The following is a 21,782-nucleotide window of genomic DNA, read 5'->3' as shown; positions in this document are numbered from 1 at the left end:
GCCCGCACCGGGGCCGGCGGGCCGGCGGTACAGGAAACGTTGTCGGTTCTGCAGCGCGCGAATGCCACATTTTTGCGGTTGGGGGCCATGACACCGGATGCGGTCGCCGCTATGGTCCAAGACGCCGTGCGGGCGAAAGCCGATGTGTCGCTGCTGAATCTGGCTGCCAAAGCGCACGGTAACCCGTTTTTGGTCAGTGAGCTTCTCGGGGGACTGGACGAGGAGGACCGACTGAACGTCAGCGGCGGGCGGGCGGTGGCCACCGGACACGGACTGCCGCGACGTCTGGGCGTCGGTATGCAGCAGCGGCTTGACCTGCTCTCCGATACTGCTTCGGAGGTGGTGCGGGTGGCGGCGGTGCTGCCGGATCGGTTTTCGGCGGAGCTGTTGGCCGCGATGCTGGACCGGCCGCCGACGTCATTGCTGTCGGCGCTCGAGGAGGCGGTGCGCGGGGATCTTTTCGTCGACGACGGTGAGCGGTTGAGGTTTCGGCATGACTTGCTGCGCGAGGCGACCCGCCAGTCGTTGCCGCAGTCGCTGCGGCGCGCGATGGAGCGCCAGTCGGCGTCGGTCATGCTGGGGATGGGCGCGGCGCCGGCCGAGGTGGCCACCCAGCTGGCACGCAGCGCCGAACCGGGAGACCGGGAGGCGATCGATGCGCTGCGCCGAGCCGCACAATCGGTTGGCCGCGGCGATGCGAGCGCGGCCGCTGATTTGAGCAAGCGGGCGCTGGAGCTGTTGCCCGCCAACGACGCCGAGCGCGGATCCCTGGTCGGGGAAACGGTGGGGTGGCTCAACCGGGCCAGTCGTTATCGCGAGGCCAAAGGATTGGCCGACTTGGCGCTCGCGGAGGCGGCGTCGCCCGAGGTAGAGGCCGAGATCCGTCTTCGGCTCCCGGTGCACACCAAGCACACTGACCAGCAGCGGGTGGCGGAGAATCGGCGGGCGCTCAAGTTGAGCGGCATCAGCGACGTCACTCGGGCACGGCATCTGGCGTGGCTGGCGTACAACCTGGTGTTCGACGAAGGTGGGCAACGACGCGCGGCTGCCAACGAGGCTGCCGCGGCCGCGGCGGCCACCGGCGATCTCGAGGCCAAGATCATGGCCGACGTCACCATCGCTCTGCTCGATGCTGGTGAGGGCTACACGGCCCGCGCACTAGACCGCTTCGAAGGGCTCAGCCCACTTGCTCACACGAATGAAACAGCGTTAGCGCATGCCTATGCCGGAATGTACGACGCAAACCTGCTGGCGGTGGTCGGCCGGTTGGACGACGCGACGGCCCGGGTCGCCAGCGGCATCGAGCAAGCCCGCCGGGAAGGCAACGCGATGGCCCTCGCGATGTGGGCCGTCTTCAGCGGGCTTGTCCACCTCGCTGCCGGCCGGCTGGCGGCCGCTCGCGATGCGACGGAGTCCCTTCCGCCCCCGCAGCCGACGGGGGCGACCGAGCATGACGTACTTCGCACGGTGATTCTCGCCGAGGTGGCGGCGCACACCGATGACCGGAGCTTGCTGCAGCAGATGGTCAATGATGCGCGCGATGCCCACTCCGCTGGCTCCGCCGGCATACGTCGAGGGTCGGCGTATGTGCTCGCGCGGGCGGCGTGGCTGCGTGACGACGTTCATGACGCGATGCGCTGGCTCGGCGACGTGATCCTACTGGCGACACCATTTTTCCCGCATGCATTGGTTCGGCTGATCTTGGGTGCACGCGTGGCCTCGGCGGCCGGTGATGCCGGCTTGCGCGCGCGGGTCTTGCAGGCCGCCGAGGTGCTCGAGCGTGAGCGGCCTGCGGTGCCGCTGTTGGCGACGGTGGCCGGGTATGCCCGCGCGATCCTCGAACACGATGCTCAGGCGTTGGTGGCTGTTGCGGAGTCGCTTCGCGCGTCGCCGCGGCCGCTTCTTTACGCAAGCGCTGCCGAGGACGCCGGCGCCGAGCTGAGTCGAGCACAACGCAACGCTGAGGCGCTCGAGCAACTCAATGCGGCGTTCGACACCTACGTCGAGTGCGGGGCGACCGCCGACGCCCGCCGGGTAGGCCGCGCGCTGCGCGGGTTGGGCGTGGAACGGCGCATTTCCACTCACCCGCGGGCAAGAACCGGCTGGGACAGCCTCACCGACTCCGAACTCAAGGTCATCAACCTGATCGCCGAAGGCGCGACCAACCGTTCCGTCGCGCAGCAACTGCGCCTCTCCCCCCACACGGTGAAGACCCACGTACGCAATGCGTTTGCCAAACTTGGCATTACTTCCCGCGCCCAGTTGGCAAAGCTGACGCGCGGCTCCGATTGACTGACGCGTCAAATACGACGCCGCCTAATACTTCATCCATCCGGGCCTAAACATCAACCCTCGGGTGATGGTTTTGTGCCGTCCGCGCGACGACCGTAGTAGTCGGCAACCAATCACGTTCTCACCCAAAGCGACCGCCCAGCTAGGCCACACGTCGCGCCGGTGAGCACACAAAGGGAAAGAGCGAAAAATGTTGAATGCGGCGCTTGGAATGCTGGCCATGGTGCCAGTGGCGTTCGGTGTCGCTGGGTACACGATGGTGTCCCGATGACCACCGGTCACGCAGGCTCGTTCGCCGAAACAGCAAGCCGCACTAACGATACCGTCGCGAAGGTACGACGAGCGAGCAATGGCGAGCTTGCAACCATTATCCAGCGATTGCGTGCCACACGGGTGCAAAAACGCTGTGAGCGCAGGGAATTCAGAGTGTGGCTACAGATAACCGCGAACCCACTTTGGTAGGGAGCGCGCTCAGCTCGGTCGTTCCTCGCATCGGCCTAGTACTAGATCCATCCGGCGCTAAACATCAATCCTCGGGCGATGGCTTTGCACTACCCGCACGACGACCGTTGTAGTCGACAACCAATTACCTTCTCACCCAAAGCGACGGCCCAACTAAGCCACACACCGTGCCGGTGAGCACACAAGGAAAAGAGCGAAAAAATGTTGAACGCGGCGCTTGGAATGCTGGCCATGGTGCCAGTGGCGTTTGGTATCGCTGGGCACACGATGGTGTCCCGATGACCGCCGGTCACGCAAGCTCGCTCGCCGAAACAACAAGCAAAACTGTACATCTCGATATCTGCTGTGCTACCGAAGCGGTGCCGCCACAGGCGCCGCCAACGCGACGCAACCGTCGGCGGACGCCGGGCACACGCCGATCGCTAGCCTGCGATCGCGTAGTTACCACGAGCGATGGCGTCCCGCTGTCCGTCCGTGACTGGGGATCTCACGCCGCAGGCCACACAGTGGTACTGCTTCACGGCTTTTGCTTGAACAAAGAGTCCTGGAACATCCAGATCACGCAGTTGATCCGTCGCTGGGGCAACAACATCCGGATCATCAGTTACGACCACCGCGGTCACGGCGACTCCGGCAATGCTGCCATGCACACGTACCGGATCGACCGACTCGCCGACGACCTCGCCGAATTGCTGGTCGCGCTTGACGTTACGGGCCCGCTGACCCTGGCAGGCCACTCGATGGGCGGCATGGCGGCCTTGGCCTATCTTCGCCGGCCGGCCAGCAAGCGTCCCGTTGAGCCGGCGAGCCTTGTTCTTGTCGCGACCGCCGCGGGAAATGTTGGCTCGCACGGCCTCGGCCGGCTGCTGAGCACGCCCGCGACAGGCATGCTCTACCACCTCGTACACCGCTTGCCTCGCGCAGGTACCGACGAGGTAGTTCAATTCCTTGCCCGGCCGGTGTGCGCGGCGCTGACCAGACATGGCGGCTATGGTGAAGCCGCCCCGAGTTCGTTGGTCGCTTTGTCCGCGGCCGCCGTCAACACCACCCCGTCGACGACCAAAGTCGGCTTCCTGCGTGGTCTTAAAGAGTACAACTGCTCTCAGACACTGAGCTCTATCACGGCGAAGACAACCATCATCAGTGGAGGGGCGGACAAGCTCATGCCGATGTGTCACACCCACGAGCTGGCCGACGGTATCCCAGGGGCGACGCTCATTCACCGGCCCGCCGCAGGGCACACGCTTTTGCATGAAATCCCTGATGTGGTCACCGAAGCCATCAGCTCCGACATCTCCGTCGGCAGCTCGGTTCTCCCGCCTGCGGGACGGGTAAGTCGGTTGGCACAGCCCGATCCGGTTGAGGAGCGGGTGTCATGAGCCGGTTAGGCAGAGCCTCCGCAATACTCGCAGTCCGGCCACCACAGTCGAGCGAGCTATCGCCCCGTCGAAGCCGAGCGTCGTCGGCTGACTGACCGTTCGGCGGGCTGAGGCTGCGGTCAGCGCGTCTCAGCTCGCCGAATACCAGGCAAGGACACGATGACGACCCGGCCGCGGCCCGCCGATCTGATCCGCGCCCTTGATGTTCTCGAACGAGAATCCTTGGCCGGCAATGACTCTGATCATGTCACTTGCCGCGATCTTGTTGACGACGTTGGCCGTCTCCCCTCAATGGGGGAAGCGCAGCTGCCCATGCGCTGCTCGGATTGACCAGTCAGTCAAATTACCAAGGCCACTAGGTATACACCGCTCCGGGCCTAAAGATCACCCGCTGGGCGATGGTGGCGACGGTGCAGCGCTGCCAATGTAGTCATTGAGCTCTTGGATCGCCGCGACCGCCACCGCAAACCAGGACCGGCGCCAGAGCCCGCAGAGGAACTGAGAAAACCATGATGAACGCAGTGTTGGGAATGCTGATGATGATGCCGGTGGTGTTCGGGGTCGGTGGATACGTGTTGGTGAACCGACGACCCTGAGCCGCAAGACGACGCGACCGCGGCCGTATCACTGTGAGATGTTCAGTCGCCTCATGTTGAGACGCTCACCATCCACCAGCCGCGGTGTCATGAGTTGCAGGAGTCATTGCTTCGATGAAAGAGAGAGGAAATGCGGTGAGCGGGCACAGCGTGAGCACGGCTCACGAGAAAATCCTCGCGCCCTTGGCGGGACGTGGGTCCGCGGGCCCAAACGGGCACCGACATCCTGCGGCTGAGATAATCGACGTGGACGGATCTGATTCAATAGGGTCACTGTTGACGGGCAAAACGAGCCCGCCCGACCCTGTAGAGAACAACTGGGATGCCAAGACGCCAACGCCCGCCCAGGGGGCGTCAACGCCGAGTGTTCCCGCGCGACTGCGGGGTTCAACCGATTCGCGCAACTCGGCCATGACCGGCTCAGCTGGACGGGGCGACAGCGGCGGCGGAGAAGCCGCTGCGCGATCGGTTCTGCTCGGCACCAAGCTGCACGTCCCGGCCATCGCGGCCCAACTCGTTCACCGGGGCGCCTTGCTCGACGCACTATCGGCGGGGCGGCGCTGCAAGCTGACCCTACTGAGTGCGCCCGCGGGCTGGGGCAAGACGACAGTACTGGCGCAGTGGGCGCTGGGTGCGGGTGAGGACCAGAGGTTCGGCTGGCTGTCGCTTGATCCGTCGGACAACGACCCGGTGTGGTTTTGGATGTACGTGATCGCTGCGCTGCAAAGGATCAGGCCTGGGGTGGGAGTTCGCGCGGTCGAACTCCTGGCGATGGGCACCGACCCAGTGCAGGTCGTACTGCCTACCCTGCTAAATGATCTCGACACGATCGCCAGCCCAATGGTGCTCATTCTCGATGACTACCACCTGGTGGTAAGCCGAGCGGTCCATGAGCAGCTGGCATTCTTCATCAGCCGCATTCCGGCGAATCTTCACTTGGTGTTGTCCACCCGATCGGATCCAATGTTGCCGTTGGCTCGGCTGAGAGCCAGCGGCGAGCTTGCCGAGATGCGAACCGACGATTTACGTTTCCGGGCTATTGAGGCGGACCATCTGCTAAACGGCGTCCTCGGACTGAACTTGGCCCGAGAAGATATTCAACTGCTGCAGAGACGCACCGAAGGGTGGGCTGCCGGCCTCTACCTTGCCGCGCTCTCGCTTGCCGGGCGTACTGATGCCCCGGCGTTCATCAGAACCTTCGCAGGCGACAACCGTCACATCGTCGACTACTTGATGGCCGAGGTCCTCGACGGTCAGCCACCGGAACTGCGCAGCTTTTTGCTACGTACCTCTGTCTTGGGGCGACTCAGCGGTCCGCTGTGCGACGCAGTGCTGCAAACGTCAGGTTCGGCCTCGGTCCTGGAGCAGATCGAGCGCGAAAACTTGTTTGTGGTGCCGATGGACATGTCACGTCACTGGTACCGCTATCACCAGCTGTTCGGAGAGTTGCTGCGCACCGAGCTGCGTCGCAGCGAGCCGGATCTCGTCGCCGAGCTGCACCGACGAGCCGCGTCCTGGTTCGAGGCCGAGGGCCTCATCGATGACGCGGTGCGTCACCTGATTGCTGGCGGCGACATCGCGCGCAGCGCTGATCTGATCGCCGCAGACTGGGTCGACGAGTTCAACGGGGGCGGCCTGTCGACCGTCTCCGGCTCGCTTGACCTGCTTCCCGAGGAGACCGTTGTCCAGGACGCGCGACTGAGCGTGGCCCGCGCCTGGATCGCGCTAAGCCTTGGTCAACTCGATGAGGCCGCCGAGTGGATCGAGGCAGTCGAGACTCGATCCGCGGCCGCAGACGATGGCGCCATCAGCGCTCAAGTCGTCGTGTTGCGTGCGGTTCACTCGTTCAAGACGGGTGACGTCGCCGCGGCGCTTCAGACGGCTCGGCGGGCGATCACCCTCGATCTCAGCGAAGCGCCGCTGGGCCGATCCATCGCGTACTGCATCTATGGCTCCGCGCTGTACTTTTCGGGTAACACCGACGAGGCGCAAGCCGCCTTCCGACAGGCCGTGGAGCTGGCCGAGAAGGTGGGCGATCGTCGCGCCCGCATCTACGCGCTGGGCCATCTGGCACTGATTTCGGCCGAAGATGGCCGGCTCGCAGACGCCGAAAGTCAGGTTCGCCAGGCTTCCGGCAGCTCCCGGGGCCTGGCGGATGCGGAACACCTCGTGGATGTGATGGTGTCGCTTGCCACGGCCGAAGTCCTCGCCATGCGCGGCGACGCGGCGGCAGCGTCGGCCGCTGCAGACATGGCCGTCATGTCGGCCCGACAAGGCGGAGCGATCCTCGAGGTGGCCAAGGCGCTGTTGGTCAGAGCCGAGATCCTCGAGAATCTCGGCGACCACCAGACCGCGAAGGCCATCCTCGAAGAGGCCGGCACGCTGGTGCGCGGTTGTGCGGACGCTGGCATCGTCTCGACGCTGCTCGCTTCGGCCGAGCGAAGCTCGGGCGTCGCGGTGACTTCGCGCAACGAGGCCTGCATTGTCGGTGAGGAGTTGACCCCCAAGGAGCTTGAGGTTCTCCGCCTGCTCGCCACCCGGCTGTCGCGACGTGAGATCGGTGCGCGGCTATACGTCTCGCTCAACACCGTGAAGTCCCACCAGCGTGCCGTGTACCGCAAGCTCGGCGTTGAGCACCGCAGCGCGGCGGTCAGCCGAGCGCGAGAACTCGGCCTGTTGTAATTCGCCTGCCTGGACCTTGCCGCCCCGGCGCCCCACCAGGTGTGGTCGGTCACGCGCTCGTCGCGCCAGAGAACGCCTCGCGTTAATCACCCGGGCGAACCGGCGGTCGGGGTGATGACGATTCACCCCATGCCGGAACAACCTCATAGAAGAGCGGAGCAATGGCCCAGCCGCCGCCAGGAAGACCGGGAAGGGACCGGGACATGCTTGCAGGCTTCGAGACCAAGAAGGTCACCGAAACGAAACGTGCCATGGCGCGATTGGCTTCGTCGGCGTCGTCGTTGACACTGAACTTCGCGAGTCGTGGAGCGCCGGCGCAATCGCCCTCCACGATTGACCCGTCGATCATCTCCGACGAGGACATGGCGTGGTTACTGGTCGACGCGGTGGAGTCGTGCCTGACCGGCTACGAGCGCACCACTGTCTTCGTCGAATTAGGCTGCGGAGAAAGCAATCTCGCGATCACGCGCATCCTCATCGCCCTCATCTCGACCCGGACGGCGTTACCGGCGGCGATACTCTCAAAGCTGACCGGATGGCTGAATGGCTACGCCGGTAGCCCAGAGGAACCGCAACTGCGCATGATGCTTGACGTCATTCGCCTGCAGCAGTTCGAGGCGGTTTAGGTTGCGCCGGCCGGAGGCCTTCGAAAGGGGTTGCAATGACTGAGGCTTATGTTTTGGGGGGCGTACGAACCCCGTTCACCCGTTACGGCGGCACACTGTCGGGTATTCGGACCGATGACTTGCTGGGTATGACGATGAAGGGCGCCTGCGACCGGCTGGGTGTGCCGCTCGAGGCCGTGGAAGACATCGTGGCGGGTTGCGTGAACCCTGCTCATGAGGGCATGGGCGACGTCGCTCGGTGGGCAGCGTTGGCTGCTGGATTTCCCGATACCGCGGCCGGGTCCACCGTGAACAGATTCTGCGGATCATCACTGAGCGCGGCGGTGACCATCAGCCACGCGATCAAGGCCGGCGACCTAGGCCTGGGTATCGCCTGTGGAGTCGAGTCGATGTCTCGATCGGGCTGGGCGCTGATGAAGGGAGACGCCGCATTCAGTCCCCGAGGCCCGGTTCTCATGCTCGACACGATGTGGAGCGGCGCCGGAGGACCGCCCAACCCGGTTTTGCTGGCCCGCAACGCTTACATCAGCATGATCGAGACCGCGCAAAATGTCGCCGACCGCTACTCACTGAACCGCGAGGAGATCGACGCCTTCGCGCTGCGATCCCAGCAACATGCCAAGGCTGCCCGCGACCGAGGTCGGCTAGCCAAAGAGATTATGCCCGTGACGATCCCGGCGACGAAAAAGACACCTGCACGGCTGGCGGAACGCGATGAGTTCATCCGCGATGACACCACCGCCGAGGCGCTGGCGGCTTTACCGGCCCAGCCCGGCACGACGCAGATGACGGCGGCCAACTCCTCGCCTTTAAGTGATGGTGCCAGTGCCGTAGTCATCGCTTCCGGGGAGCGAGCCAGCGAACTCGGGGTCGAGCCGTTAGCCCGAGTGGTATCGAGCGCGGTCTATGGCATCGACCCTCTCATCATGGGCGTGGCCCCTGCATGGGCGATCCCGGCTGCGATCCGCCGGGCGGGACTTACCCCCGAGCAGATCGACGTATGGGAGGTGCACGAGGCGTTCAGCGCCCAGGCGCTAGGCGTGTTGCGGGAATTGCCAAACCAACTGGACGGTTTCGTAGTGCCCGACGAAAAGCTGACGCCCAATGGTGGTGCGGTCGCGCTCGGACATCCCTTCGGGGCTACGGGAACTCGCTATTTGTTGACGCTGGCGACGGAACTGGCTGAAAGAGGCGCCCGTTACGGGGTGATCGGGATCTGTATCGGCTCGGGGCAGGCAGTAGCAGTGGTATTGGAAAACGTTGGCGCAGAATAGCAAACGTATGCGTGTACGTGGCCCAACCACGCTACTGGGGTCTTGACCATGGACCATTTCGACATCGCCATCATCGGCACCGGTTCTGGCAACACCATCCTCGACGAGCGCTATGCCGACAGACGCATCGCGATCTGCGAGCAGGGTGTGTTCGGCGGCACCTGCATCAACGTCGGCTGCATCCCGACAAAGATGTTCACCTATACCGCCGAAATAGCGCAATCCGCCAGAGAATCACTACGATTCGGTGTCGATGCGCATGTCGATGGCGTCCGCTGGAACGACATCGTCTCGCGAGTATTCAGCCGCATCGACCCACTGGTGATGAGCGGCGAGAAATACCGGCGTTCCTCGCCCCACGTGGAGATGTTCATGAGCCACACCAGGTTCGCCCCGACCATGGAGAACGGGCGCTACAAGCTGCGCACCGATGACGGAGACGAATTCACCGCCGACCAGGTTGTCATCGCTGCAGGCGCCCGTGCCACCGTGCCAGACGCGATTGCCAGGAGCAGGGTGCAGTATCACACCAGCAACACCATCATGCGTATCGAGAAGCCGCCCGAACACCTTGTGATCGTTGGTGGCGGTTTCATCGCAACCGAGTTCGCCCATATATTCTCGGAATTGGGGTCTCAAGTCACGCTGGTCATCCGTGGCGGCACGCTGCTCAGTCAATGCGATGACACCGTGTGTGAACGCTTCACCGATATCGCCGGCAAGAAGTGGAACATCCGGAGCCACCGTAACGTGGTCGGCGGGATCCAAGACAACTCCGGGATCACCCTTCATCTTGACGATGGTTCACGACTTCACGCTGACACCTTGCTGGTATCGACCGGGCGGATCCCCAACGGTGACTTGCTCAACGCCGAATTAGCTGGGGTCGAGGTTGCCGAAGGGCTGGTGCGGGTGGACGAATACCAACGCACTACCGCACGTGGCATATACGCGTTGGGTGATGTGAGTTCGCCATACCAGCTGAAGCACGTCGCCAACCATGAGGCCCGCGTGGTGAAGCACAACCTGCTGGCCAATTGGGACGACACCGATACGCTGATGCGGGCCAATCACCGCTATGTGCCGTCGGCGGTGTTCACCGATCCGCAGATCGCCATGGTCGGCCTAACTGAAAACGAGGCTCGCGCACAAGGTTACAAGGTCAAGTCGAAGGTGCAAGATTACGCAGACGTCGCCTATGGATGGGCGCTGGAAGACACGACTGGCTTCGCCAAAATCATCGTCGACGATCACACCGGGCTGATCCTCGGCGCCCATATCATGGGCCACCAGGCCTCACTACTGATCCAACCCCTGATCCAAGGGATGCGCTTCGGCCTGACCGCCCAAGATATGGCACGCAGTCAATACTGGATCCACCCGGCTCTATCTGAGCTCGTCGAGAACGCGCTGCTGGCGCTGTGCGGCGAGCCGCCTTGGCCGCCGGCCCACCGACACTGACATCGGTCCGTCGGTCGTCCTCACCCCGGGTGAATCGGTCTCGAGGGTGATGACATATCACCCGGTTCGGCAACACGCTCATAGTCGATAAAGCATTGCGACCCTTTCCGCGCAGGCGCCCGTCCTCGGGCAAGCTGCTGTGTCTCGCCGATCGGGTCGCAGCACACGGTGGTCAACCACAACCATGTCCAAAGACCAAGAAGGGGCACTAGCCGGTGAACCCGGGAACAGCACTGCTACTTTCCGATAGAAAGTCCCAGCGCCGTCATCTCACCAGTCGGGTCGCCGTTCACGCCGACGCCTCAACCTATATCCCCAGTCACACAGGCCATGTCGGCGCTGGGGTCGCTCGCAACGTGATGGTCGTCGAGCACTTCGGGCCGGCCTTGGCGAACTGGGACGAATTCCCCGCTTCGGGGTGCCTGTTAACACTTGCTGACCTTGACGTATGGCCGAGTAAACACCATGAAGGGAGACGGATCTGATGGCTGTGGGCGAGACCACTGAGGGCAGTCGGCGGACAAGTGGCGTGTTACGACTGGTCGGAGCCGCGCCGCTCATCGCGCGCTATGGCTTGGTCGTTGTCCTATCCTGGTTCGGGGCAATGAAATTCACCTACTACGAATCCCACGGTGTTTCACCGTTCGTGGCCCACAGCCCGTTTTTGAGCTGGGTTTACCACATCATGTCGATCAGCGCGTTCGGCCGAGTGCTGGGGACGGCCGAGTTAGTGACCGCTGCGTTGCTGGCCTTGAGGCCGTGGTATCCGAAGGCTTCGGTGATCGGCGGTGTGTTGGCGACTGTGTTCCTCCTTGGCACGCTGAGTTTTATGGTCAGCACACCTGGGATTGGTGAACCTACCGCAGGTGGCTTCCCCGTCCTGTCGGCCAATGGCGAATTCCTCATGAAGGACATCGCGTTGGTGGGCTTGGCCCTGTGGCTTTTGGCCGACTCCATCAGCGCCACTCAACAGCGCCAGGCGTCGACCGCCTCGAGGCCCTAGTGGTGCCGCCCGGCTGATGGCCGACGCAGCCCGGATTCATGACGTCATCGTCGTCGGATCAGGCCCAGCCGGATACACCGCGGCGATCTACACGGCTCGGGCCGGGCTGGACACCCTTGTCATCGAAGGCCATCAGCCCGGCGGTGCCCTCGTGGTCGCCGGGCAGGTAGATAACTTCCCCGGGGTCGGCCCGCTCGTCTCCGGTCCTACGCTGGCTGACGCGATGCGACGACAAGCACAGCGCTTCGGCGCCGAGTTACACCCCGGCTACGTAGACACATTCGAACTCGGTGACGAGCCCAAGACGGTCAGCACGAGCGATGCCCAGCACCACAGCCGTGCCCTGATTCTTGCCATGGGCTCTGCCCCCCGGTCACTCAACGTGCCCGGCGAACGCGGGCTCCTCGGCCACGGCGTAAGCACCAGCGCGAAACGCGACGGCGCACAGTTCACCCGACGTGACGTCGCCGTCATCGGCGGCGGAGACGGCGCCGTTGAAGAGGCGCTTCACCTTGCGCCGCTGGCCCGCCACGTCACCCTCATCCACCATCGCCCCCGACTACGGGCATCAGCCATCGCCGTTGCTCGCCTGCGGGAGCATCGCAACGTCGCAATCCTGACATCCACCGAAGTGCTAGCCGTACATGGCAACCAACAAGTCACCGGCGTGCGCATACGCGACACACGCCACGGCGGCCATTCCACCATCGCGGTCGCGGGCGCCTTCGTCGCTGTCGGCCAGACACCGTGCTCAGATCTCTTGAACGGCCTCGTCGACCTCGATGCCAGAGGCCACATTCTGACCAAAGGCGACACCACCCGTACCTCCGTGGCGGGCGTATTCGCCGCCGGCGACCTAATCGACCGCCGCTACCGCCAAGCAATCACCGCCGCGGCCAGCGGCTGCGCGGCCGCACTCGACGCCCAACGCTGGCTGAGCCAACTGCACTGTCCCCTATCAGATTCCATTGCCAGGCAATCAGCGCAGTAAGTGGAATGCGGGCTGCCGACCGGACTTCGACAATCCCGAACATCGGGTAGCTGTCGACCCGAACTCGAAAACCATGCCAATCACCCGCTCCCATCCATTAACAGAATCGAGATCGCGCCTTTGGCTTCGAAGACCGCAAGGTGAATACGATCGGAGCTTTCGTGTCCGTGCTGTCGTAGCACCGCATCGAGATCGCCCATGGTTAGCCCGCATCGACGCAGGTTGCGTCGGTCGACGTGTCCGTTGCGGATCAGCACCTTCAGAGGTGGATCGATGAAACGCCGAATCCCCGGAATGAAGCGCAATCTCGCTAGCACGGCGTGGGTGACGAGAAGGCAAATGAGCGCCGCGGTTGCGTCGAGCCACGAGGTATCGCTGGCGGTAGCAGCTCGACCTACGATGGCTCCGGCGGCGACGGCGGCGATCCAGTCGAACGGCGCGAATTCGGCGAGGGTTCGGCGCTCCATGAAGCGAAACAGAATCGCAGCCGTGAGGAACAGCGCCGAGGTTTTGATGGCGGCATCGATGGCACCGGTCGGGTGACCGACCAGGACATGAAGTATTCGGTCCACGGGTGCCTCCGTTTCGGGGGGGAGTCATCGACTCCAGTTGCGCCTGGCCTCTCGATCGCGGCATGTCTAGACGCCGATGACCATTGTCAATCAACCCAATTCACCGAAGAAGTGCGCGGCGGCGCAGCCTCGTCGAGGCTTATGTCGCGGCAACCCGAGGCGTCGGGACCCAGGGGGCGACGCCTCGCGACCTGGGACCGACGTCTACTTGCTGCCGGACTCGACGATGGCGACGACCTCGATCTCGACGCGCTGGCCGGGCAGTGCGAGCGCCTCGACACCCAGCGCGGTCCACAGCGGCAGGCTTTCGCCGAACCGCTTGCGGAACTGGTCCACCATCGCCGACATGTGTTCATTACCAATGGAATCATCGGCCGTGGGGACGTGGTAGGAGTGTATGTTCACGACATCGCGCCAGCCGGCGCCTGCCTCAGCGAGGGTCTTTTCGACGTTGTCGCATGCCTTGACGATCTCGTCCTCCAGGGATGTGGCCGACAAGGTAAAGTCCGCGTCCCAGCCGCCTTGGCCTGAGATCTCGACGCGATCGCCGATGCGTAGGGCTTGCCTGTAGTAGTTGCGGGTACGGGCGATCTCGCCGTATCCGGGGGTGTCGAAGAATTCGGTCTTGGTCATGCGGGTATTTCCTTTCATCATTGCTTGTCGCAGCCATGTTGCGATTGATGTGCTCCGAGAAGAGCGGTCGTCGAGGGCGCAAAGCTGGGTGCGCTAGGGGCCGGCCCGTCAGTTCTCATTGCCTCCTGGTGTGGTTGGGGTCTCGCCTCTGATGGTGGCAATGGCCGCCGCGTCCTCCGCCACGACTTCGTTGGCGGCGCGTAGTACGGCGCGCACGTCGCCGGCGGGTATAACCGCGGCGCCGGAAGTGTCGGCGAAGACGTAGTCGCCGGGACGGACCGCCACCCCGGCGACCACGACTGGACGGTTCGCCTCGTACGGGGTGACGACGTCGCCGCCCCACCGCGTTGTTTCGCCGCGGCAATAGATGGCGAGATCGTAGAGTTCGAGCTCGGCGAAGTCACGCAGCCGCCCGTCTGCGAGAATGCCGGCGAGCCGATGGTTTCGGACACGCGACAGCTTTGCCCCACCGCCCAATGACGCATCGGTGTAGCCGTTGCTGGCCAGGACCAGCACGCGCCCGTCGGCGCCGCCTTCGATCGCGTCGTAGAACAACCTCTTGAAGTTGTAGCGCTCGGGCGGGAGAGCGGCCCGGCACGCTGGGAAGTACGAGATGGTCACGGCAGGGCCGAAGAGCGGGCGACCGGGTGTCGGGCTCACCAAGTCGAGGAGATGACACCGGTGTTGGTGGCGGCGCCCCATGGCGTCCACGATGTCGGCGGTGCGCACGCGACCGGCGAGGGCGTCGAGGGGCTCCATCAGGAGGCCGGCATCGGGACACGCCAGGAAAGCGCCCCGCCAAAGTCGAGCCACACGTCGGTGGGCGTTTGCACCAGACGGGCCAACACGTCTCCGCAGCCCGGGCACCGCACCACGATGCCGGGCCCGCGGTGATAGACGTGACTCTCGGCGAAGGCCCCGACACGACCACATCCGGCGCAGGTCAGTATCGCGGTGGTGACATCGAATCCGAGCACGTCCCCGAAGGCGCCCCCGACGGCGTTGCCGTCGACGTGCGTTGGTTGGGTCATCATTCCTCGCTTCTGGTGTTATTGGCTCGGTCCGAACCGCTCGGTCCGGATGGCTGCTGGCGGATAACCCTGCTCGACCAGCGTGGTGGCCACCGATTCCACAAATCCCGTTGGGCCGCATACATAAACGCGCGCGGCGGCGGGCATCCGCTTCGTCGGCGCGAGGTCAGCGGCGCGGATCCGGCCGGGCGGCCGGGCGGTCTGCGGCGCGACCTTGCGGGTGTAGACCAGCGCGACCTGCAGCCAGTCACATTCGCGCTCCAGCAGGTCCAGCTCTTGGGCGTAGTACACGTCCGCGGGACTGCGCACCGAGTAGACAAGCCGAAAGTGGGCAGTGCCGGCCGTGGCCCGTTGACGCAGCATCGCCATCAACGGCACGATTCCCGATCCCCCGCCGACCAGCAGAACCCGAGCCGCATTGGCGGGCTGCCACACGAACCAGCCGCCGATGGGTCCGCGCAGTTCGATCTGGTCTCCGGCAACAAGTCCGGTGAGGTAGGGCGAGACTTCTCCGTCGGGAATCTGCTGCACGGTGAGTTCGATGCGCTCACCGTCGGCTGGTCTGCTCAGTGAGTAGCTGCGTTGTGCGCTGTACCCGTCCTCAGCGGTCAGTTTGAGGTCGATGTGCTGGCCGGCCCGGTGACCGCCCCAGCCCGGCACGTTCAGGACGATCGTTTGCGCAGACTCGGTCTCCGGTTCAGAGTGCACCACACTCGCGACCCGCCAGCGCAACAACGCCTTCACATCGACCCCATGCCCGTCGTCAATCCCCGGCGTAACGTTGTTCTCGCCACGGGTCCCCGTAGGTGTGGTAGCCCAACCGCTCCCAGAACCCCGGTGCGTCGCTGTCGCGCAGCTCGATGGATCTCACCCACTTGGCGGACTTCCAGAAATACAGGTGCGGCACCAGCAGCCGAGCCGGCCCGCCGTGTATCGGGCTAAGCGGTGTGCCCTGGTAGCCGTGGGCGATCCACGCCTTCCCGCCGCGAAGGTCGCGCAGCGGAAGGTTGGTGGTGTAGCCGCCGTAGGACCCGATCAGTGCGAATTCAGCGGCAGTCTCGGCCGATTCCAGAAGTGTGTCTAGAGAAACACCTTCCCACTCGGTATCCAGCTTCGACCACGTTGTGACGCAGTGGATGTCCACGGTGAGCCGTTCGCTGGGCAAGAGCTTGAACTCGGCCCAGGTCCACGAGTGTTCGGCGCCGCGCTCGTCGCGAATGGTGAATCGCCAGTCATCAAGGTCGATCCGCGGAGTCGGTCCTGCTTGCAGGACAGGGAAGTCCGCGGTCAGATGTTGCCCGGGCGGCAGCTCACGGACCGACTCGCCGCGGGGTCGGTGAAAGCCTTTGTTGACGATACTCATTCTGCGCCTGCCGCCTTCGGTAGCGGACCGACTTCGCTGGCGCTGAATTGGGCGTCGGTACCGCAAACGAATCCCATTGACAACACGGTGCGGGGGAAGAAGACGTCGGTGAGAAATGCGAGTGCGACCGCCCAGCGGTTAACGAGGCGGGGAAGCGCATAGAGGTGATAGGCGCGGGCGACGAACTTGGCGGGATAGCCCGATAGGTGCACGCCTAGCGGGTTGGCGACGGCGTAGCGCGGGCCCAAGTCGACGACCATGCCCTTGTCGCTGTGACGGTAGTCCTTCCGCTCGCCGTAGCCGAGACTTGCGGCGACGTTGCGGGCCAACGCCTTACCCTGTCGGGTCGCGTGCTGGGCGGTGGGCGGGGCAATCATGCCCGGTCGGGTGAGGTCCGGGACGGCGGCGGCATCGCCCGCGGCAAAAACGTCCGGGTGACCTGGTACCTGCAAATCGGCTTGCACCTTCAGGCGGCCCCGCTCGGTTTCCAATCCCAGCGTGGCGATCAGCGGTGACGGGGCCACGCCAGCCACCCACGCTACCGTGTAGGTGTCGATCCGCGAATCATCAGTGAGCACAACATGATCGGCGTGCACCTCCTTCAGGGTCGTGCCCAAGCGCACATCGATTCCGCGAGAGCGCAGCACACGCATCGCCGCATCGCCGAGCTTCTGCCCCAACTCGGGCATGACGCGATCGGCCAAGTCCAGCAGCACAAACCGCACCGAAGCCCGATCGAAGCCCATCTGCTTCGCCGCCGCGTCGGCGAGCGCGCGCAGTTGCGCCGTCAATTCGGAGCCGGAATACGACGCACCGACAACGACTATCGTGCGCCGCGCGGCCGCGCGCGCCTCATTTTCGTCGACGTGCGCCGATTCCAACTGCTCGATCACATGATCGCGCAGATACAGCGCCTCGGCCGTCGACTTCAGCCCGTGCGCGTGGGTGGCCAAACCGGGCGTATCGAACAGCCGGGTCACCGAGCCTGGTGTCAAGACCAGCCGATCCCACGAGAGCGTCCCTCGGGCGCCCTCCATATCGGTGAACGAGAGCATCCGCCGATCGACGTCAACGCTGTCGACCCAGCCGCGCACCGCCCGCACGCCCTTGAGCGTTCCGGCCAGCGGAACACAGACAAAGCGCGGGTCGACCAACCCGCCGGCGACATCAGCCAGCAGCGGCGAGTACTGCATGTAATCGACGGGCGAGACAATCGTCACCCTCACATCCGAGGCGCGCGCCCTGTCCAACCGTCGGGCCAGTCGGCGCGCGCACTCGAAAGCGGCGAACCCGCTGCCGACGATCACAACCGAGGTGGCCGATTCCGCCGTCCGCGGTTGACGGTGAAGTGGGACCGCGGTCATAACGCTTCTCCTGTTTGGTATTCGGGTAGCCACACGGTTTCGAGGATTGATCGCACGAGGTGGTGGTGCCCCTGGTGGCGACGGCGCCCTGCACTGCTGCGTGCTAGCGACGGCTGTAGAGATCAGCCATCATGGTGCGAGTTGCGACGGTCGACGCTGTCCAGGTTTGTCGATAGTGAGCATCGCCCGACCCCGCACCATCTGTCATCACCCCTCAGCACCATTCACCCGGGTGATAAAGCTGCGCTGCGACCGCTGCATTGGATCACGGGGTGCAGTTGGGCCGCGCCGAAGGACACGCTGAAGCGCTCGCACCACAGGATTACGCTGCTGAGCGTGTCGGTGTCGGCGTCGTTGGGTACGGCGTAACCGGCATTACCCCGGTTGGCCCGTAGGCGGCCTAGGTCGATGTAGGTGCTGCGTGCAAACTTTCGCCACGGGAACCTGACACGGTCGACCGGTGTATCGCTGAGCCATACGCGCAGTCGTGGTCCCAATGTGGTATGCAGATTTTCCAGCCGAAGAATCTGTGCCCCGTCGCCTAGCGTTATGAGGCGCGCAACTCCGCTGGCTCGGTGGATGTGACCGGTAAATTCTCCGCAGCAGATGGTCCGCGCTCCAGACGGCAGCTTTTCATCGGCGGTGGTTCTGATCAACAACTTCCACGGCTGCAGCCACCACAGGGCAACAGGCAGTCCGATGATGGCGATCGCTCGTCGAGCGATGCGATGCGACATCGACCACCACCGGAGCCACTGAGCCCTCGTCGGCGTAGGTGGTTTGTGCATCAGTTCAGATCGTCGCGAGCTATGAGCCGGCGGGCCGCCTCGGTGACCGAACCGGACAGCGACGGATAGATCGCAAGCGTCTGCGCCAAATCGTCAACGGTGAGCCTGTTTTGAACAGCTATCGCGATCGGCAATATCAATTCCGAAGCGATCGGCGCGACCACCACGCCACCGATTACCACGCCGCTGTCCTGCCGGCAGAATAGTTTGACGAAACCGTGAGTCAGCTCCGACATTTTAGCCCGCGCATTGGTTTTCAACGGCAGCATGATGACGCGGGCCTGAACCGAGCCGTTGTCGATTGCGCTCTGCCCGACGCCGACCGCCGCAACCTCGGGGTGGGTGAACACTGTGGCCGCGACGGTGTGCAACTGGAGTGGACTGACGGCTTCACCCAAAGCGTGATACATCGCGACCCGGCCCTGCATCGCAGCAACCGAGGCTAACGGCAACACACCGGTGCAGTCCCCCGCGGCGTAAATGCCCGTTACCGATGTGCGTGAAACACGATCGACGGCGATGTAATCGCCGCGCACCAGGTCGATGCCCATGCGCTGTAGACCCAGCCCGCCGGTGTTAGGCACTGAACCAACCGTCATCAATGCGTGGCTGCCCTCGACGGTGCGGCCGTCGGTCATTGTCACCAGCACCCCGTCGGCGGTGCGCCGGACCGATTGTGCCCGCGCATTTTTGACCAGTTTGACCCCGCGTTCGGCGAAGGACTCCTCCAGCACCCGCGCAGCGTCGGCGTCCTCGTACGGCAACACCCGATCGCGGCTAGCCACCACCGTTACCGCCACACCCAGTTCGGTGTAGGCGTTAGCGAATTCGGCACCAGTCACACCGCTTCCGACCACAACGAGGTGCTCGGGCAGCGAGTTCAGTTCATAGAGCTGGCGCCAGGTCAGGATGCGCTCGCCGTCGGGGCGCGCCGACGGCAAGATCCGGGGGCTGGCCCCAGTGGCGATCAACACCACGTCGGCCTCGCGCATCGTGGTGCTGCCGTCGCGTGCCGTCACCTTGACACAGTGACGCGCCAGACCCGGAGTCGTATCAACCAATTCGCCCCGGCCCGCCATGAGCTCTACGCCTGCGTGGAGCAGCTGTTCGGTGATATCGGCCGACTGCTCGCTAGCCAGCATCTTGACCCGCTGGTGGATTTCCGGAAGACAGATCTTGGTGTCGTCGATGTCGATGTCGAAACCCAGACGGGTTGCCCTTCGCAGTTCGGTACGCAGCCCCGTGGAGGCGATAAACGTCTTCGATGGAACGCAGTCGCACAGCACGGCCGCGCCGCCGACCCCGTCGGAGTCGACGACGGTGACCCGGGCTACGGCGGGAGCGCGTGCAGCTGCAACCAATGCCGCCTCATAACCGGCCGGACCGCCGCCGAGGATCACGATTCGGGTCGTCACGGAACTGCTTGCTTGCCTCAGCCGAGCGCCTCGACAAGGTCACGGCAGGCCCGTTCGCAGCGACGGCAGACGTCGGCGCACACCCGGCAATGCGCGTGTTTCGGCGCATGTTTGTCGCACTCGTCTGCGCTTGTCTTACAGGCGGTGGCGCACGTTTGGAGCACCGTCCTAGTCAAGTTGGCGTCGTAGTCCGTGTGCCGGGACAAGACGCGGCCGGTCGTCGCGCAGACATCCGAGCAGTCAAGGCATGTGCGTATACATTTGGTTAAGTGATAGACGTCGTCTTCACTCAGGCAGGCGTCTGCACATGCTGTGCAGGCTTGGTCGCATTCGATACAGGCGTCGATACATGCGACCAGCTTGGCTCTATCGATCCGACCTAGATCTCGTGGATAGGTCTCCAACATTTCCTTGGCGGCGCTCACTGCAGTAGTCCTCGTTCAGGGCGATGGCTGTCTCTTCTGTCCTAGCATTCTCTCCACGCAAGGTAACGCTCGGGTCCGTGAATCTGTGCTTCTTGCACAACAGAACACGGCTGCGCGGGTGTAGACATTAAGAGCATCGCGCAAAAGGGGATGGACTGTCGTCGCCCACCCGCATCATTCACCCGGGTGATAGTTGAACACGAGCAGTGGTGCGCGGGCGACTGCCACAGCCCGAGCGGCCAACTTGAAGCACTGGTGGCGTCCGCCATCACCCGGATGAATTGCCTCGGCGGGTGATGACCACTCACCCCGCGGCGGTGGATGCTGGCCGAAGAATGGCAAGCGGAGGTTCTGTGAAGCAAGCAAATACCTCACCTATGGTATCGCTGCGTCAGGTGGCGACCCCCCTGGAAGGAATGCACGTGAACGGGCAATCACTACTTTTCACGATGACAGGAACATAGCGTGGGTCGCGTGCGCGGGGAATGTACAAAGGTGCCAGACAACCTGTTGAGCGCTCAATTTGAAAGCGGCGTCATCCCGCTCCTTGAGCCTCTCTATCGGCAAGCTCTTCGGATGACCTCCAATCGAACGGATGCGGAGGATCTGGTGCAAGAAACCTTGCTCAACGCTTATGCCGGTCTCCGGGCATTCGAACCAGGAACGAATCTCAATGCATGGCTGCGGCGGATCATGACCAACACCTACATCAACACCTATCGGAGGCAAAAGCGCCGTCCCACGCAACATCCGACTGGTGAGATCACTGATCGACAGCTGGTCGCCGGTGCCCCACGCGAGCCCGGGGGCCTGCGGTCGGCTGAAGATCAGGCGCTCGAAATGCTGCCAAATCCCAACCTCAAGGCGGCGATGATGGGCCTGCCTGAGCAGTTTCGCATGGCCGTCTATTTTGCCGAGATCGCGGGATACTCCTACAAGGAGATCGCCGCCATGACGGGCACCCAGCAAGGAACCGTCAGTTCGAGGATCAACCGCGGACGAAAACAGTTGCGCGATTTACTATTCGACCCGTCGGATAACCATGCCGCCCCCAGTCCGAGTCGCCAATCGTGCAACGCACCGACCTACGTCGGGGAAGGTGCGGGCGCGAGGCATCGAGTTCATCCGGCCCGGTCGGTAGGTCAGGCCTGATGAACGACGCGAGCGTCCAGCGCACGCATTCGGTTTCGCCGCCGTCACCCTGGAATGTCAGCCTGACGCTACCGGCGCCAGAACATCTGGCGTTCTATGCCGGCATCGGTGCAATGGCCGTACTAGGGATGATGGAATGGCCCGTCGTCGCAGCGTTGGTGGTGGGTCACACGCTCGTCAAAGCGCAGCACAACAAACTTCTTCAATCACTTGGCGAGGCATTGGAAGAAGCCTAGCGGCAACGGATTACGGCTGGTACTGTGCTGGCGACCA

At 63.8% G+C, this 21,782-nt stretch carries 20 protein-coding genes; 10 read left to right on the top strand and 10 right to left on the bottom strand.

What is annotated here, in order from left to right; translation table 11 throughout:
- From ACZYVJ_RS25705 to ACZYVJ_RS25670, 8 genes are all read left to right on the top strand, one after another.
- Window positions 1–2,292 (top strand): LuxR C-terminal-related transcriptional regulator (locus ACZYVJ_RS25705; protein WP_463834044.1); only part of this gene is annotated, 2,292 nt, incomplete at its 5' end.
- Window positions 2,293–3,032: 740 nt separating this feature from the next.
- Complete coding sequence (locus ACZYVJ_RS25700) at window positions 3,033–4,133, top strand: alpha/beta fold hydrolase (protein ID WP_463834043.1); 1,101 nt, start codon at window positions 3,033–3,035, stop codon at window positions 4,131–4,133.
- A 1,007-nt stretch (window positions 4,134–5,140) separates the two neighbouring features.
- Window positions 5,141–7,411 (top strand): LuxR C-terminal-related transcriptional regulator, encoded by a 2,271-nt coding sequence (locus ACZYVJ_RS25695; RefSeq protein ID WP_463834064.1) that lies wholly within the window; start codon window positions 5,141–5,143, stop codon window positions 7,409–7,411.
- Between the two features lie 203 nt (window positions 7,412–7,614).
- Window positions 7,615–8,037, top strand: a complete 423-nt coding sequence (locus ACZYVJ_RS25690; RefSeq protein WP_463834041.1) for a tryptophanase — start codon at window positions 7,615–7,617, stop codon at window positions 8,035–8,037.
- A 35-nt stretch (window positions 8,038–8,072) separates the two neighbouring features.
- The gene (locus tag ACZYVJ_RS25685) at window positions 8,073–9,311 is read left to right on the top strand and encodes a thiolase family protein (protein ID WP_463834040.1); all 1,239 of its coding nucleotides are present in this window, start codon (window positions 8,073–8,075) and stop codon (window positions 9,309–9,311) included.
- 48 nt (window positions 9,312–9,359) lie between these two features.
- Window positions 9,360–10,772, top strand: a complete 1,413-nt coding sequence (gene mtr / locus ACZYVJ_RS25680; protein ID WP_463834039.1) for a mycothione reductase — start codon at window positions 9,360–9,362, stop codon at window positions 10,770–10,772.
- A gap of 484 nt (window positions 10,773–11,256) precedes the next feature.
- Window positions 11,257–11,775, top strand: coding sequence for a YkgB family protein (locus ACZYVJ_RS25675; protein ID WP_463834038.1), 519 nt, complete (start codon window positions 11,257–11,259; stop codon window positions 11,773–11,775).
- A gap of 16 nt (window positions 11,776–11,791) precedes the next feature.
- On the top strand, window positions 11,792–12,766 hold the full coding sequence (locus tag ACZYVJ_RS25670; protein ID WP_463834037.1) for an NAD(P)/FAD-dependent oxidoreductase: 975 nt from the start codon (window positions 11,792–11,794) through the stop codon (window positions 12,764–12,766).
- Window positions 12,767–12,846: 80 nt separating this feature from the next.
- On the opposite strand, the gene ACZYVJ_RS25665 is transcribed toward ACZYVJ_RS25670, so the two are convergent.
- The 10 genes from ACZYVJ_RS25665 to ACZYVJ_RS25620 form a co-directional block, all read right to left on the bottom strand.
- The gene (locus ACZYVJ_RS25665) at window positions 12,847–13,338 is read right to left on the bottom strand and encodes a DUF421 domain-containing protein (protein ID WP_463834036.1); all 492 of its coding nucleotides are present in this window, start codon (window positions 13,336–13,338) and stop codon (window positions 12,847–12,849) included.
- Window positions 13,339–13,542: 204 nt separating this feature from the next.
- A complete protein-coding gene (locus ACZYVJ_RS25660; RefSeq protein WP_463834035.1) occupies window positions 13,543–13,971 on the bottom strand; it encodes a Rid family hydrolase in 429 nt (142 codons plus the stop codon).
- Between the two features lie 108 nt (window positions 13,972–14,079).
- Window positions 14,080–14,730, bottom strand: a complete 651-nt coding sequence (locus ACZYVJ_RS25655) for an RraA family protein (RefSeq protein WP_463834034.1) — start codon at window positions 14,728–14,730, stop codon at window positions 14,080–14,082.
- Complete coding sequence (locus tag ACZYVJ_RS25650; protein WP_463834033.1) at window positions 14,730–15,005, bottom strand: DUF6510 family protein; 276 nt, start codon at window positions 15,003–15,005, stop codon at window positions 14,730–14,732. The genes ACZYVJ_RS25655 and ACZYVJ_RS25650 overlap by 1 nt, the downstream gene beginning before the upstream one ends.
- Window positions 15,006–15,020: 15 nt before the next feature.
- The gene (locus ACZYVJ_RS25645) at window positions 15,021–15,746 is read right to left on the bottom strand and encodes a ferredoxin reductase (RefSeq protein WP_463834032.1); all 726 of its coding nucleotides are present in this window, start codon (window positions 15,744–15,746) and stop codon (window positions 15,021–15,023) included.
- 19 nt (window positions 15,747–15,765) lie between these two features.
- Window positions 15,766–16,365 (bottom strand): sulfite oxidase-like oxidoreductase, encoded by a 600-nt coding sequence (locus tag ACZYVJ_RS25640; RefSeq protein WP_463834031.1) that lies wholly within the window; start codon window positions 16,363–16,365, stop codon window positions 15,766–15,768.
- Entirely contained in the window at window positions 16,362–17,729 is a 1,368-nt protein-coding gene (locus tag ACZYVJ_RS25635) for an NAD(P)/FAD-dependent oxidoreductase (RefSeq protein ID WP_463834029.1), read from the bottom strand. The genes ACZYVJ_RS25640 and ACZYVJ_RS25635 overlap by 4 nt, the downstream gene beginning before the upstream one ends.
- A 224-nt stretch (window positions 17,730–17,953) precedes the next feature.
- Complete coding sequence (locus tag ACZYVJ_RS25630; RefSeq protein ID WP_463834028.1) at window positions 17,954–18,466, bottom strand: DM13 domain-containing protein; 513 nt, start codon at window positions 18,464–18,466, stop codon at window positions 17,954–17,956.
- Window positions 18,467–18,516: 50 nt separating this feature from the next.
- A complete protein-coding gene (locus ACZYVJ_RS25625; protein WP_463834027.1) occupies window positions 18,517–19,932 on the bottom strand; it encodes an NAD(P)H-quinone dehydrogenase in 1,416 nt (471 codons plus the stop codon).
- A 17-nt stretch (window positions 19,933–19,949) separates the two neighbouring features.
- Window positions 19,950–20,339: a four-helix bundle copper-binding protein gene (locus ACZYVJ_RS25620; RefSeq protein WP_463834062.1), complete on the bottom strand. Its 390-nt coding sequence runs from the start codon at window positions 20,337–20,339 to the stop codon at window positions 19,950–19,952.
- A gap of 513 nt (window positions 20,340–20,852) precedes the next feature.
- Between ACZYVJ_RS25620 and ACZYVJ_RS25615 the strand changes: the two genes are divergently transcribed.
- Both ACZYVJ_RS25615 and ACZYVJ_RS25610 read left to right on the top strand, forming a co-directional pair.
- On the top strand, window positions 20,853–21,509 hold the full coding sequence (locus tag ACZYVJ_RS25615; protein ID WP_463834026.1) for a sigma-70 family RNA polymerase sigma factor: 657 nt from the start codon (window positions 20,853–20,855) through the stop codon (window positions 21,507–21,509).
- Window positions 21,509–21,745, top strand: a complete 237-nt coding sequence (locus tag ACZYVJ_RS25610; protein WP_463834025.1) for a hypothetical protein — start codon at window positions 21,509–21,511, stop codon at window positions 21,743–21,745. Before ACZYVJ_RS25615 ends, ACZYVJ_RS25610 begins: the two co-directional genes overlap by 1 nt.
- The last annotated feature ends 37 nt before the right edge of the window (window positions 21,746–21,782 follow it).

This window comes from Mycobacterium sp. IDUB_3 (assembly GCF_055419585.1).
This window is presented reverse-complemented; position numbering and strand designations above follow the sequence as displayed.